Origin of the sequence: Kitasatospora griseola (genome assembly GCF_044999035.1) — a bacterium.
In the GTDB taxonomy this organism is placed as follows: Bacteria; Actinomycetota; Actinomycetes; order Streptomycetales; family Streptomycetaceae; genus Kitasatospora; species Kitasatospora griseola.
In genome coordinates this window covers 1875032-1888750 of the sequence record NZ_CP173360.1, presented here as the reverse complement: position 1 = coordinate 1888750, position 13719 = coordinate 1875032, and the positions used below count along the sequence as shown (strand labels likewise).

The 13719-nt window shown below is 73.0% G+C and carries 4 protein-coding genes; all 4 read right to left on the bottom strand.

Annotated elements, in window-relative coordinates:
- Genes ACI1MP_RS08685 through ACI1MP_RS08670 form a run of 4 tightly spaced genes read right to left on the bottom strand, consistent with a single transcriptional unit; the run spans position 1 to position 13664 of the window.
- A complete protein-coding gene (locus tag ACI1MP_RS08685; RefSeq protein WP_404868251.1) occupies positions 1–1056 on the bottom strand; it encodes an MDR family NADP-dependent oxidoreductase in 1056 nt (351 codons plus the stop codon).
- Between the two features lie 11 nt (positions 1057–1067).
- Positions 1068–2741, bottom strand: a complete 1674-nt coding sequence (locus ACI1MP_RS08680; RefSeq protein WP_380336507.1) for a phytoene desaturase family protein — start codon at positions 2739–2741, stop codon at positions 1068–1070.
- Between the two features lie 20 nt (positions 2742–2761).
- On the bottom strand, positions 2762–4396 hold the full coding sequence (locus ACI1MP_RS08675) for an NAD(P)/FAD-dependent oxidoreductase (protein WP_100586209.1): 1635 nt from the start codon (positions 4394–4396) through the stop codon (positions 2762–2764).
- The gene (locus ACI1MP_RS08670) at positions 4383–13664 is read right to left on the bottom strand and encodes an amino acid adenylation domain-containing protein (RefSeq protein WP_404868250.1); all 9282 of its coding nucleotides are present in this window, start codon (positions 13662–13664) and stop codon (positions 4383–4385) included. Before ACI1MP_RS08670 ends, ACI1MP_RS08675 begins: the two co-directional genes overlap by 14 nt.
- Positions 13665–13719: the final 55 nt, after the last annotated feature.

Below are 13719 nucleotides of genomic sequence, written 5' to 3'. Positions count from 1 at the left end.
TCAGAGTTCGACGACGACCTTGCCGCGGTTGGTGGCGCGGCCGTCGCCGTACAGGCTCCGGTAGGCGGTGGGGATGGCGTCGAAGCCGTGGTGGACGGTCTGCCGGTAGCGGATCCCGCCGCTGCGGACCAGGGCGCCGACCTCGGCGCGGAGCGCGGCCCAGTTGGGTTCGGTGAACCACTCGGGCGCGAAGATGCCGCGGATGGTGGTGCGCGGGAACAGGATGTACGGCAGCAGGCGGAGCCCGGTGTGGTCGTTGCCGACCTGGGTGGCCCACTGCCAGCAGACCGCGACCCGGCTGTGGACGTTCAGCATGGTGAACGCCGCGTCGGTGACGGCGCCGCCCAGGTTGTCGAGGTACCGGTCGATGCCGCCGGGCGCGGCCTTGCGCAGCAGCTCGCCGATCCGCTCGGGGTCGTCGCCGTGCCGGTAGACGACGGGTTCGATGCCCAGGTCGGCGAGGTAGTCGGCCTTCTGCTCGGAGCCGGTGGTGCCGATCACCCGGGCGCCGGCCCGGGCGGCGAGCTGTCCGAACAGCGAGCCGACGGAGCCGGTCGCGCCGCTCACCAGGACGGTGTGGTCCGGTTCGACGGCCATGAACTTGGTCATCGTGCCCCAGGCGGTCATGCCGGAGCCGCCCAGGATGCCCAGGGCGGTGCTGACCGGCAGGGCGTCGTCGTAGTGCGCGGGGTCGAGGCGGCGGAACGCCGGGAAGACCATCGGGAAGGTCCCGGTCTGCCACGGCCGTTCCGCGCCGGTGCCGACCAGGTGGGTGCACCAGCCGCCGTAGCCCTGGACCAGGTCGCCCACCGTGAACCGGGCGCGCGGCCCGGCCGCCAGCACCTCCATCACGGCGTCGCCGCCCATCAGGTCGCCGAGCGGGGTGTCCAGGGTGATGCCGTGCAGGTAGGGGTCGAGCGAGAGGTACCGGGTGCGGAACAGCATCTCGTCGTCCGCGAGGTCGACGTCGACGTCCTCGACCACCTTCCGGTACATCCGCTCGACGTCCGGCACCCCTTCGAGGTGTTCCTGGACGACCCACTTGGCGATCTGCACGGGCGCTCTCCTCAACGGATCGACGGATCAACGGATCGACGGTCTACGGCTCGACGGTCCACGGGGACGACGAGATGGGTGGGCAGGGGCGCGCTGCGGTCGATCTCGGCCCGGAACGGCAGGCCGTCGTCGCGGCAGACGAACTGCATGACGTGCCGGCCGGCGGCGGCGGCCCGGATCAGCCCGCCGGTGGTCGCCCAGACCCCGGAGAGGTAGAAGTTCCGCAGGCCGGGCAGGACCGGGCCGTTGCGCTTCATCTCCTGCTCCAGCGTCTCGCCGCTGGTCACGAACGGCTGCCAGCCGAGCACGGTGCCGTCGTAGTTGCCGGTGTAGCGGACCTGGGTGAGCGGCGTGGAGACGTCCTTGACGGCGACGGCGGCCTTCAGGCCGGGGTAGCGCTGGTCGAGGAAGTCCACGACGGTGTCCCGGACTTGGCGCTTGGCGGTCTGGTAGGCCTTGCCGCGCCCGGTCGGCAGGGTGTGCAGCTCCTCGCCGCGGCGCATCCGGCTCTGCTGCTCCGGGCCGGTGCTGAGGGCCCGCCAGGGGGCGATGTCGCAGAAGTAGCTGGCGTAGACGACGGTGGTGTCCGGCGGGGAGAGCTCGGGGTAGTGCCGGCTGCGGAACTGGACGTTGATGCTGGGGTGGCGGATGCCGGTCAGGGCGGCGGCCCGGTCCTGGTCGAGCAGGTAGGTGGTGCACGGCTCGCCGTCGGGGAAGGGCCGGCGCAGGCCGAGGAAGACGGTGACGTACCCGGGGAAGACCATGCCCGGCTCCGTGATGGTGCTGGTGTACAACTCCCGGTAGGTGTCGCCGAGGTAGCGCCCCTTGAGGAGGTCCATCACGGTGGTCCGGCCGTCGGCGGCGGAGACCACGATGTCCGCGTACAGCTCGCGCCCGTCGCTGAGCCGGACGCCGATCGCCCGGTCGTCCTCGACCAGCACCTCCGTCACCTTGGCGTTGTAGTGGATCTCGCCGCCGAGCCGCCGGTAGCGCTGTTCGATCGAGTGGGCGAGGCCCAACGAGCCGCCCTCGGGGACGCCGGCGGAGAGGTCGGCGTGGCAGGCCAGTTGGAAGTAGAACGGCAGCACCGGGAAGGCCGGGTGGCGCTCGTACAGGATGTAGTTGAACGCCTCGCGCAGCAGCGGGTGCCTGAACCGCGCCGAGAAGTCGGTCATCAGGGTGCCGATGGAGCGCCGGATGACGTTGAAGTACGGCAGGAAGCCGGCCAGCATCCGCCAGCGCTCCACCGTGCCCATCAGCCCGACCGGCTTGAGGAAGGGGTAACTCGCCAGGCAGGCGCGGAACTTGCGCAGGCCCGCGCAGAACTCCCGGACGGTGCGGGCGTCCTCGGGGGAGATCTCCAGCAGGTGGGCCTCCAACCGGTCCGGGTCGGAGTAGAAGTACACCTCGCCGTGCTCGGTGCGCACGATGTTGAACACGTCGAAGTGGCGCATCTGCTTGCCCTGCAGCGCGCCGAGTTCGAGCCAGATCTGGTGCATCTCGTTGCCCGGTCCGCAGCCGAGCAGCCAGCTGATGCAGCAGTCGAAGGTGAAGTTGCCGCGGTCCCAGCCGGTGCAGCAGCCGCCGGGGATCTCGTGCATCTCCACGACGGTGCTGCGGTAGCCGTTCATCTGGGCGTAGCAGGCGGTGGACAGGCCGCCCAGCCCGCCGCCGATGACGATCATGGTCTCTCTGCGTGGTCCGGTCATGCCGACGCGCTCCAGCGGGCGAGTTGGGGCAGGTGTCCGAGCTTGCCGGGATGCCAGGGGTCCTGGTCCTCGCTCTCCCAGGCCCGGAATTCCACGTCCAGTTCCTCGCAGAGGTACTGGACGGCGAACCGGCCGCTGGACGCCGCGCGGATCAGGCCGCCCAGGCTGGCCCAGTGGCCGGCCATCGAGAAGCCGCTCAGCCCGGGCAGCCGCATCCGGTCCCGGTTGATCAGCTTGGTGATCAGGTCGTCGGCGCCCGAGAACGCCTTCCAGGCGAGGATGCTGCCGTAGCTGTTGCCGGTGTAGCGCTCCATGGTGGCCGGCGAGGCGACCTCGATCAGGTCGATGCGCGCGCCCAGGCCCGGGTGGCGCCGTTCCAGGAAGGCCCGGACCACGTCGGCGGCGCGCTGCTTGTGCGCCCGGTACTCCTTGCGGTCGCGGGCGCGCAGGCTCTTCCAGTAGTCGTAGTCGCTGAAGTAGGTGCAGTGGATCACCGACTTGCCGGGCGGGGCGAAGCCGTCCGAGTAGCGCGAGCGCTGCTGCACCACCAGGCTGCGCTGGAGCCCGCCGGGCAGTTCGGCGGCCTGCTCGGCGGGGAGCAGGTAGGTGGTGCAGTGCGGGTCCTCGGCGTCGAGTTCGCCGTCGATGCCGAGGAAGACCGAGACCACGGCGGGGAACAGGGTGCCGGGGCGGTGCAGCTCCTCCTGGTAGAGCCGGTCGATCCGCGGCCCGGTGTACCGGCCCTCCAGCAGGCGGTAGATGGTGGTCCGCCCGTCGCAGGCGGAGACCACGTGGTCGGCGTAGTGCCGCTCGCCGGACTTGAGTTCCACGCCGATCGCCCGGCCGTCCTCGACCAGGATGCGCTCGACCCGGGAGCGGTAGTCGATCCGGCCGCCGAGCGAGGTGTAGCGGTGCTCGACCGACCGCGCCAGGCCCAGCGAACCGCCCTGCGGGAAGCCCGCGTTGAGGTTGCGGGCGGCGGCCATGCTGTACAGGTAGGGCAGCAGCGGGAAGCCGTCCGGGTCCTGGAACAGGATGTTGCGGAACGCCTGGCGCAGCAGCGGATCCTGGAAGCGGTCGGCGAAGGCGTTGAGCGGGGTCGCCGCCGTCCGCCACAGCAGCCGGAACGAGGGCAGCACCGTCCGCAGGGTGTCGAGCCGCTCGCGGGTGGTCTTCAGGGCGGACGGCTTGAGGAAGGGGTGCAGGTCGAGCGTGGCGAACCGTCTGAGGTCCCGGCAGAAGCCGCGGATCAGCCGGGCGTCGGCGGGGGAGAGGTCGAGGAGGTGGCGCTCCAGCCGGTCGGGGTCGTTGTAGAAGGTGACGGCGCGGCCGTGCTCGTCGACCACCCGGTTGAACAGGTCGAAGTTGGTCACGGTCTTGCCGTCGAGCGCGCCGAGCTCCCGCCAGACGCGGTGGGCGTCGTTGCCCGGCGCGGTGCCGATCAGCCAGTCGATGCAGTAGTCGAACAGGTAGCCCTTGCGCGACCAGGCGGTGCAGCAGCCGCCCGGCAGCACGTGCTTCTCGAAGATCCGGCTGCGCATCCCGCTCATCTGCGCGTAGCAGCCGGTGGCGAGGCCGCCGACACCCGCGCCGATGACGATGACCCGGGGCCCGCCGTCAGACCGCGGCACCGGACGCTCCTCCCGTGAGGATGCCGCGGGTCAGTTCGGCGTTGCGGGCGGCGAAGTCCTGGTCGAGCATCTCGGCGTGGCTGCCGAAGCCGCGGAACACGGTCGTCCGGGTGCTCGAACTGCCGTGCCAGGTGCCCTGGTTGCCGGCCGCGTAGAACGGGACCTTCTCCTGGTCGGAGATGACGCTGATCAGGCCGCGGACCGAGCCGAGGTTCGGGGTGCGGCTGCAGAAGTCGAGGTACTCCCGGGCCTGGCTGAGGGTCTCCTCGGCGACCAGGTCCGAGCCGGTGTGCCGGAGCAGGTGTTCGCGCAGTTCCCGCTCGAACGCGTCGAGGTGTTCGGGTTGGAGGGCGAACGCCTCGGTGATCCGGTAGGAGTCGACGATGAGCACGTGCGGCACCTGGTGGGAGCGGCGTTCCAGCTCCTTGGCGACCTCGAAGGCGAGGTTGCCGCCGAGCGAGTAGCCGAGCAGGGTGTACGGGCCCTGCTCCGGGAAGGACTCGATCAGGTCGGCGTAGCGCGCCACCTTGTCGTCCCCGGTCAGGTAGTTGAACGCGACGAACCGGTACTCCGGCAGGTGCGCGGCGATCTGCCGGTACACCAGGCCGTGCCCGCCGGCCGGCGGGAAGCAGAACACCGTCCCGCCGGCGGCCTCCTGCGGGTTGAAGGACAGGTACGGCTGGGCGCCGGCGACCTTGCCGGTGATGACGTGCCCCAGGGTGCGGGCCATGCCGCGCAGCGTGGTGGACTCGAACAGCAGGCTGACGGGGATGGAGACGTTGAACTCGGCCCGCAGGTGGTGGATCAGCTCGATCAGCTTGATCGAGCTGCCGCCGGCCTCGAAGAAGTCGTGCTGCAGGCCGACCCGCTCCACGCCGAGCAGGGACTTCCAGTGCTCGGCCATCCGCACCTCGAACAGCGTGGTGGGCGGCTCGGGTTCGTCGTCCCCGGGGTCGAAGGCCGGGGCCGGCAGGGCGGCCGTGTCGACCTTGCCGTTCGGGGTGAGCGGCAGCGCGGACAGTTCGGTGAGGTACGAGGGCGTCATGTACGCGGGCAGCCGGTCGGCGAGCTGCCGGCGCAGCTCGCGCGGGTCCGGGCCCGCCCACGGCTCGGGGACGTAGTAGGCGCACAGCACCCCGCCGCCGTCGTCGACCTGGCGGACCGTCACAGCGCACTGGGCGACGCCGGGCAGTGCGGCCAGCTGGGTCTCGATCTCGCCGGGCTCGATGCGGTGGCCGCGCACCTTGACCTGGTTGTCGGCCCGGCCGAGCAGCCGCACGGTGCCGTCGGCCGCCCAGTGCGCCAGGTCCCCGGTCCGGTACAGCCGCACCCGTCGGCCGCCCAGGGTGCGGACGGTGAAGCGTTCGGCGGTCTGCTCCGGGTCGCCGACGTAGCAGTCGGCGACGCCGGCCCCGCCGACCCACAGCTCGCCCGCCACCCCCGGCGGCACGGGCTCGCCGTGCTCGTCGAGGACGTAGAGCGCGCTGTTCGGGAACGGCCGCCCGATCGGCACCATCCGGCCGGGCTCGATCCCGTCCGCCGGGCCCTCGTACCAGGCGCTGTCGATGGTCGCCTCGGTCAGCCCGTAGGAGTTGACCACCCGGGTGTCCGGGCCGCACAGCGCGTGCAGGCGGCGGTGCTCCTCGACCTTCCAGGCGTCCGAGCCGACGATCAGCAGGCGCATGAAGTCCAGCCGGTGGCCCTCGCGTTCGCAGTGCGCCAACAGGCCGCGGGCCACCGCCGGGACGAACTCGGCGCAGTCGACCCGCTCCTGCACCATCGTCCGGTACAGCCGGGCGGTGTCGAACAGCAGGTCGCGGTCGACCAGCACCAGGTTGCCGCCCGAGCACAGCGCCCGGACCAGGTCGCCGGTGAACACGTCGAAGGACTGGGCGGCCATCTGCAGGTGCACCCGGACCTCGCTGTCCAGGCGGTACGCGGAGCGCCAACCGGCGTACACCGAGGCCAGGTTGCGGTGGCTGACCCGGACCGCCTTGGGGCGGCCGGTGCTGCCGGAGGTGTGGATGACGTAAGCGGGCGCGTCCAGGTCGACGACGGGTTCGGGGCCGGCGCCGCCGACGGTCCGGTCGAGTTCGTCGACGGTCAGCGCCTGCGGGGCGAGCCCGGCCAGGTCGGGCCGGTCGCGGTCGGTGAGCAGCAGCACGGCGTCGGCGTTGCCGGTCAGGTAGGAGAGCCGGTCCACCGGGTGCTCGGGGTCGAGCGGCAGGTAGGCGCCGCCGGCCCGGAGCACCGCCAGCAGGGCGACGACCAGCTCGGGCGACTTGTCCAGGCAGAGCGCCACCACCGCGCCGTCCTTGACGCCGAGTTCGCGCAGCCGCCCGGCGGCCCGGCGGCTGCGGAGGTCGAGCTCGCCGTAGGACAGCCGCCGGACGCCGCCGTCCGCCGCGGGGAGGGTCACGGCGACGGCCTCGGGCCGCTCGGCGGCGACCTGGGCGATCAGCCGGTGCACCGGCGCCTCGGCGGGCTCGGTGCGCGCCGCGCCGCTCCATTCGTCGAGCAGGCGCCGCTGCTCGTCGGCGTCGAGCAGCGGCAGCCGGTCGGCGGCCTGCTCGGCGGGGGCCCTGGTCAGCGCGTCCAGCAGGTTGCGGTAGTGCCCGGCCATCCGGGCCATCGTCGCGGGCTCGAACAGGTCGGTGTTGTACTTGAACACGCAGTGGTAGGTGCCGTCCGCCCGGTCCTGGTAGGCGGACAGGGTGATGTCGAACTGCCCTTCCTCCTCCGGGAGTTCGATGTAGTCCAGGTGGTAGCCGTACTTGTCGGTGGCGACCTTGTGGGTGAGCAGGATGAACATCGCCTGGAAGACCGCCGAGCGGCTCGGGTCGCGCTGCAGCCCGAGCTGCTCGACCAGCAGCACGAACGGGTACTCCTGGTTGTCCAGGCCGCCCAGCACCGTCTCCCGGACCCGGCCCAGCAGTTCGGCCACCGACGGCCGGTCGGCCAGGTCGAGGTGCAGCGGCAGCGGGTTGACGAAGTAGCCGTAGACCGAGCCGAACTCCTCGCGGGTGCGGCCGGTGACCGGGCTGCCCACGATGATGTCGTCCTGCCCGGAGTAGCGGTGCAGCAGCAGGTAGTACGCGCTGAGCAGCACCATGAACACCGTGACGTCGTGCTCGCGGGCCAACTCCTGGACTCGGGCGCTGAGTTCGTCGTCCAGCCGGAAGAACTCGGACGCCCCGTTGTGGGTCTGCACGGACGGGCGGGGCTTGTCGGTCGGCAGGCCCAGCACGGGCGTCTCGGCCGGCAGGTGGGTGCGCCAGTACTCCAGCATGCGCTTCGCGTCCGGCCCCGCCAGCAGGCCGTTCTGCCAGTTCAGGAAGTCCAGGTAGCGCGAGGGCACCGGCGGCAGCTCGACCGGGCGGCCGTGCCGCCGCCCCTCGTAGAGCGTGAACAGCTCGTCGATGAAGGTGAAGGTCGAGATCGCGTCGGAGACGATGTGGTGCACCGCCTTCATCAGCACCCAGCGGTCCGGCCCGCGCTTGAACAGCCGCAGCCGCACCAGCGGGTCCCGTTCCAGGTCGTACGGCTTGCGGTACTCCTGGACGATCATGTCGTGGATGTCGTCCCACTCCCGGTCCTGGACGTCGAACAGGCCGGTGTCCGGGCGCGCCTCGGGGTGGATGACCTGGACGGCCCGGCCGTCCTCCAGCAGGAAGTTGGCCCGCAGGGCGGGGTGGCGCTCCAGCAGCACCCGGAAGGCGTCGAACATCAGCTCCGGGTCGAGCTCGGTGCGGATCTCGACGGCGCCGCCGATGTTGTAGGCGAAGGCGTCCGGGTTGAGGTGCTTGAGGAACCACAGCGCCTTCTGGTTGTGCGTCAGCGGGTACCGCGACTCGTCGGTGTGCAGCTCCACCTCCGCCCGCTCCTGATCGCCGCCGTCGTCGGCCGCCGACTCCAGCAGGGCGGTGTACAGCCGCTCGATCAGCTGCTCCAGCGGATCACCGCTGAGCAGCGTCACCACCGGGAGCGCGACGCCCAGTTCGGCGTGGATCCGGGCGCGCAGCTCCATCGCCAGCAGCGAGTCCAGGCCGAGGCTGTTCAGGCCCGCCGCCGGGTCGATCCGCTCCGGCTTCGCCCGCAGCACGGCCGCGACCAGCTCGGTGAAGCGCCCGGCCAGCAGCGTCCGGCGGGCCTCGGGGGCGGCGGCCCGGAACGCGGCCGGGAAGCCGCCCGCCGGGGCGGCCTGCGGGACGTCGGCGGCGGCCGCCAACTCGGCCACCAGCGGCGGCGGCGAGGCGTACCAGGCCTGGAACACCGGCCAGTCGACGACCGTGGCGACCAGCAGCTGTGCCCGGTCCTGGCCGATGATCCGCTCCAGCACGGCCATGCCCGCGGCCGGCGGCAGCGAGCTCATCCCGCGCGCCTCGCGGTAGTGGCCGACCAGGCCCAGCTCCTCGATCATGCCGGTCGCCCACGGGCCCCAGTCGATGCTCAGCGCGGGCAGGCCGCGGGCCCGCCGGTGGTGCGCCAGCGCGTCCAGGAAGGCGTTGCCCGCCGCGTAGTTGGTCTGCCCGGCGGTGGTCAGCAGCGAGGCGATCGAGGCGAACAGCACGAAGTGGTCCAGCGGCTCCTCGCGCAGCTGCCGGTGCAGCACGTGCGCGCCGACCACCTTCGGCTCCCACGCGGCGTCGAACACCTCCCGGTCCAGCTCCGGCACCAGCGCGTCCCTGACCTGCCCGGCGAGGTGGAACACGCCGCGTACGGGCGGGAGTTGACGGCTTCGGTAGTCCGCCAGCCAGTCCGCCAGGGCGGCCTCGTCGGTGATGTCCAGCGGCACCGGCACGGGGTGGGCGCCGAGCTCCTCCAGCTCCCGCAGGAACGCCACCCGCCGGCCGGCCGGGGTGTCCGGGTCGACCTCGGCCCACTGCTCGCGCGCGGGCAGCGCGGTGCGGCCGACCAGGATCAGGCGCCGCGCGCCGCGCTTGACCAGCGTCCGGCACAGCAGCCGGCCGAGCGCGCCGAACGCGCCCGTCACCAGGTAGCTGCCGTCGGCGCGCAGCCGCAGCGGCAGCGGCCGGGTGAGGTCGGCGGGCCGGCGCAGCCGGCAGGTGCGGCGCCGCTCGCCGCGCAGCGCGATCTCCTCGGCGTCGGCGACGGCCAGCTCGCGCAGCACCGCGGCGGCCTCGGCGGGGTGGTCGGCCAGCGGCCCAAGATCGATCAACTTGCCGCGCTGCGCGACCAGTTCCTGCTGCCACAGGACCCGTCCGATGCCCCAGGCGGGTGCGCCCAGCGGCTCCACCGGGTCGTCCTCGACGACGGCCTGCGCGCCCCGGGTGACGATGTGCAGCCGCCCGTTCGGCCGGGCCTCGGGCAGCACCTGGGCGAGGGCGATCAGCGACCAGCCGCCGAGCGTGCCGCAGTCGGCCAACTGCTCGCGGCGCACCGCGTCGAGCGACGGCAGGTCCAGGTTCCACAGGTGCAGCACGGTGTCGAAGCCGTCGTCGAGGTCGGCGAACAGTCGGCGCAGGTCGGCCGCGTCCTCGGGCCGGACCGTCGAGGCGTCCTCGCCGTGCCAGTACTCCTCGCCCGGGCGGACCAGGTGGCAGTGGCCGCCGCGCCCGCGCACCTGCGCGGCCAGCTCCTCGGCCAGGCCGTGCGCGTCGGCGAGCACCACCAGCCGGTCCGGTGGAGTGCCGCCCTCCGCCGACTCCTGGTCGATCCAGATGGGTTCGGCCAGCCAGCCGTCGATGGCGGTCAGGCCCACGGAGGCCGCGGCGCCCTCGACGCCGGCCGCCCGGAACCCGGTGACCCGGCCGAGCAGGGCGCCGTCCTCGGCGTGCAGGGCGAGGTCGCCGATCAGCTCGTCGCCGTCCTCCCGGGTGACGGTCGCGTGCACCCAGAACGGCCGGTCGCCGACCCGGTCGAGGCTCACCTCGCCGATCGACAGCGGCAGCCGGATGCCGTTCGCCGGGCGCTGCTCGGCGAGCAGCTGCGGTGTCAGCAGGGCCTGGAAGCAGGCGTCGAGCAGCGTCGGGTGGACGTGCGCGGCGTCGGCGTCCACCGGGCGGGGCTCGGCCGGGCGGATCCGCGCCAGCGCCTCCCCGGGGCCGATCCAGACCTCCTCGATGCGCCGGAACGCCGGGCCGTACCCGTAGCCCAGCTCGGCGAGCTCCCGGTAGCAGTCGGCCCCGGCGAGCCGTCGTCGGGCGCGCGCCCGGACCGCTTCGAAGTCCGGCGCGGGCCCGGCGCCGCGGCGCTGGTCGGTGCGGACCACGCCGGACGCGTGGACGGTGCGCTCGGCGCCGACCGAGGCGACCGAGAAGGTCACGCCGTCGGAGTCGAAGCCCAGTTGGACGGTCGACGGCTGGGACTCGGAGAGGAACAGCGCCTTGGACAGCTCGATGTCGGCCAGCACCGTCCGGTCCGCGCCGGTCAGCACCCGCACCGCCTGCGCGGCCATCTCCAGGTAGCCGGCGGCCGGGAACACCGCGGAGTCCTGGATCCGGTGGTCGGCCAGGTACGGCAGCCGCTCCAGGTCGAGCTGGACCTCCCAGGTGGGCCGGACGTTCGCGGTGCGCCGCCCCAGCAGCGGGTGGTCGAGCCGCCCGAGCCGGACCTGCTCGACCGGCGCGGGCTCCACCCAGTACCGGTCCCGCTTCCACGGGTAGCCCGGCAGCGGCACCGGGGCGCCGCCCGGCTGCAGCGCCGCCCAGTCCAACTCGACGCCCAGGTTGTGCAGTTCGGCCAGCGACCGGGCGAATCGTTCCGGCTCGTCCTCCTCGCGGCGGATCGAGGGAACCGTCCAGCCCGTCGCCTCCCGGCCGTCCAGGCATTCGCGGATCGCGTGGCCGAGGACGGGGTGCGGGCCGATCTCCAGGAACACCTGGTGGCCGTCGTCGACCAGCAGATCCACGGCGGCGCGGAACCGCACCGCCTCGCGGACGTTCTGCCACCAGTAGCCGGCGTCGAGCTCGGTGCCGTGCGCACGCCCCTCACGGGCCGTCAGGTACAGCGGGACCTCGGCCGGACGGGGCTTCAAGTCCGCGAGTGCGGCCAGCAGTTCGTCCCGGATCGGGTCCATCCGCACGCTGTGGTACGGCACCTGCACCGGCAGGAACCGGGCGAAGACCTGCTCCCGCTCCAGTTCGGCGGCGAGCTGCGCGAGGACGTCCCCGTCGCCGGAGAGCGTGACGGAGGAGGGGCTGTTGACGGCGGCCACCGACACCCGGTCCTGGCAGGACCGGATCCGCCGGGCGGCTTCTGCCTCGGTCAGGCCGACCGCCAACATCGTTCCGCTGCCGGCCAGTCGGTGCTGCAGCCGGCTGCGGTGCAGCATCACGCCGACCGCCTCGGCGAGGTCGTGCACCCCGGCCTCGTGGAAGGCCGCGGCCTCGCCGGTGGAGTGCCCGACCACGGCGTCCGGGCGCAGGCCGTAGCTGCGCCAGAGCGCGGCCAGGCCGACCTGCACGGCGAAGTTGGCGGGCTGGGCGAGCCAGGTCTCGGCCATTCGCGAGTCGGCCTCGTCGCGGTGCATCTCCGCCAGCAGCGACCAGCCGGCCTGCCGGCGGATCTCGGCGTCGCAGCGCTCGACCGCCTCGCGGTACACCGGCTCCGACTCGAACAGGCCCCGGCCCATGCCCCACCACTGCGGGCCCATGCCGGTGAACACCCACACCAGCCGGCGCTGCGCGCGCTCCAGCCGGCGGCCGGTCAGCACCCGGGGGTGCGGCTCGCCGCGCCGGTGGGCGGCCAGCGCCTCGTCCAGCGACTCCCGGGAGTCGGGCGAGTACACCACCGAGAGCCGGTGCTCGTGGTGCTCGCGGCGCCGGGCCAGGGTGTGGCCGAGGTCGGCCAGCGCCACCGGAGCGCCGTCCGCGCCCGCGAGTTCCTGCCGGATGCCGTCGACCAGCTCGGGCAGCCCGGCCGGGTCGCGGGTGCTCAACGGCAGGACGGTGCGGGCCGGTTCGCGCGCGGGCGGGGCGGCGGCCGGGCGCACCGGGGCCTCCTCCAGCAGCACGTGCGCGTTGGTGCCGCCGAAGCCGAAGGAGTTCACGCCGGCCCGGGCCGGGCCCTCGTGCGCGGGCCACTCCACCGCCCGGGTCGGGACCTCGAACGGCAGCGCGGCCCAGTCGATCGCGTCGGTGGGCCGCTCCAGGTTGATGTGCGGCGGGATCCGGCGGTGCTTCAGCGCGAGCACCGTCTTGACCAGCCCGGCGATGCCCGCGGCCGCCTCGGTGTGCCCGATGTTGGTCTTGACCGAGCCGACGTAGCAGCGGTCGCCGGGTTTGCGCCCCTCGGCGAGGACCCGCCCCAGCGCCTGCGCCTCGATCGGGTCGCCGACCGGGGTGGAGGTGCCGTGCGCCTCGACGTACTGCAGGCTGCCCGGCTCGATGCCGGCCTCGGCGCAGACCCGGCGGACCAGGGTGACCTGGGCGTCCGGGTTGGGCACCGTGATGCCGTCGGTGCGGCCGTCCTGGTTGACGCCGCTGCCGAGCACCACCGCGTGGATCGGGTCGCCGTCGCGCAGCGCGTCCGAGAGCCGCTTGAGCGCCACCACGCCGACGCCCTCGGCCCGGACGTAGCCGTCGGCCGTCGCGTCGAAGGCGCGCGAGCGGCCCTCGGCGGACAGGAAGCCGCCCTTGGTCTCGGCGATGGTGTACTGCGGCGCCAGGTGCAGCAGGGTGCCGCCGGCCAGCGCGAGGTCGGTCTCGCCGCGCAGCAGGCTCTGCCGGGCCAGGTGCAGCGCCACCAGGGAGGAGCTGCAGGCGGTGTCGATGGAGACGCTGGGGCCGCGGAAGTCGAAGCAGTGCGAGATGCGGTTCGACACCATCGTCATCATGGTGCCGGTCGCGGTGTGCGCGGCCAGCGTGTCGAAGCTCAGGTCGGCGAACTGCAGGATCTTGTAGTCCAGGGTGAACGCGCCGACGTACACGCCCACTTCGCGTCCGGCGAGCCGGCTCGGCAGCTGGCCGCCGTCCTCCAGCGCCTCCCAGGCGACCTCCAGCAGTTTGCGCTGCTGCGGGTCCATGTGTTCGGCCTCGCGCGGGCTGATGCCGAAGAACTCGGGGTCGAACTCGTCGACCCCGTCGATGTAGCCGCCGCGTCCGCCGATCAGGCGGCCCGGTTTCGCTCTGTCCCGGCTGCCCAGGGTGGCGGTGTCGTAGCGGTCGGCCGGGGTCGGGACGATGCAGTCCCGCCCCTCGATCAGGTTGCGCCAGAAACCCCGGTGGTCGCGGACTCCGCCGGGAAACCGGCAGCCGATGCCGATGATCGCGATCCGGTCCTGGTAGTCGTTGGGCGAGTCCGTCATGGTCCGTTCCGTGTGTCGTGGCGCCCCGGGACGGGACGGGTGGGCGGGTGGCGGG

Bases quoted from the DNA above. Each gene is read 5' to 3' on its own strand.
- ACI1MP_RS08680 (WP_380336507.1), bottom strand. From the start codon at position 2,741: ATGATCGTCATCGGCGGCGGGCTGGGCGGCCTGTCCACCGCCTGCTAC.
- ACI1MP_RS08670 (WP_404868250.1), bottom strand. From the start codon at position 13,664: ATGACGGACTCGCCCAACGACTACCAGGACCGGATCGCGATCATCGGC.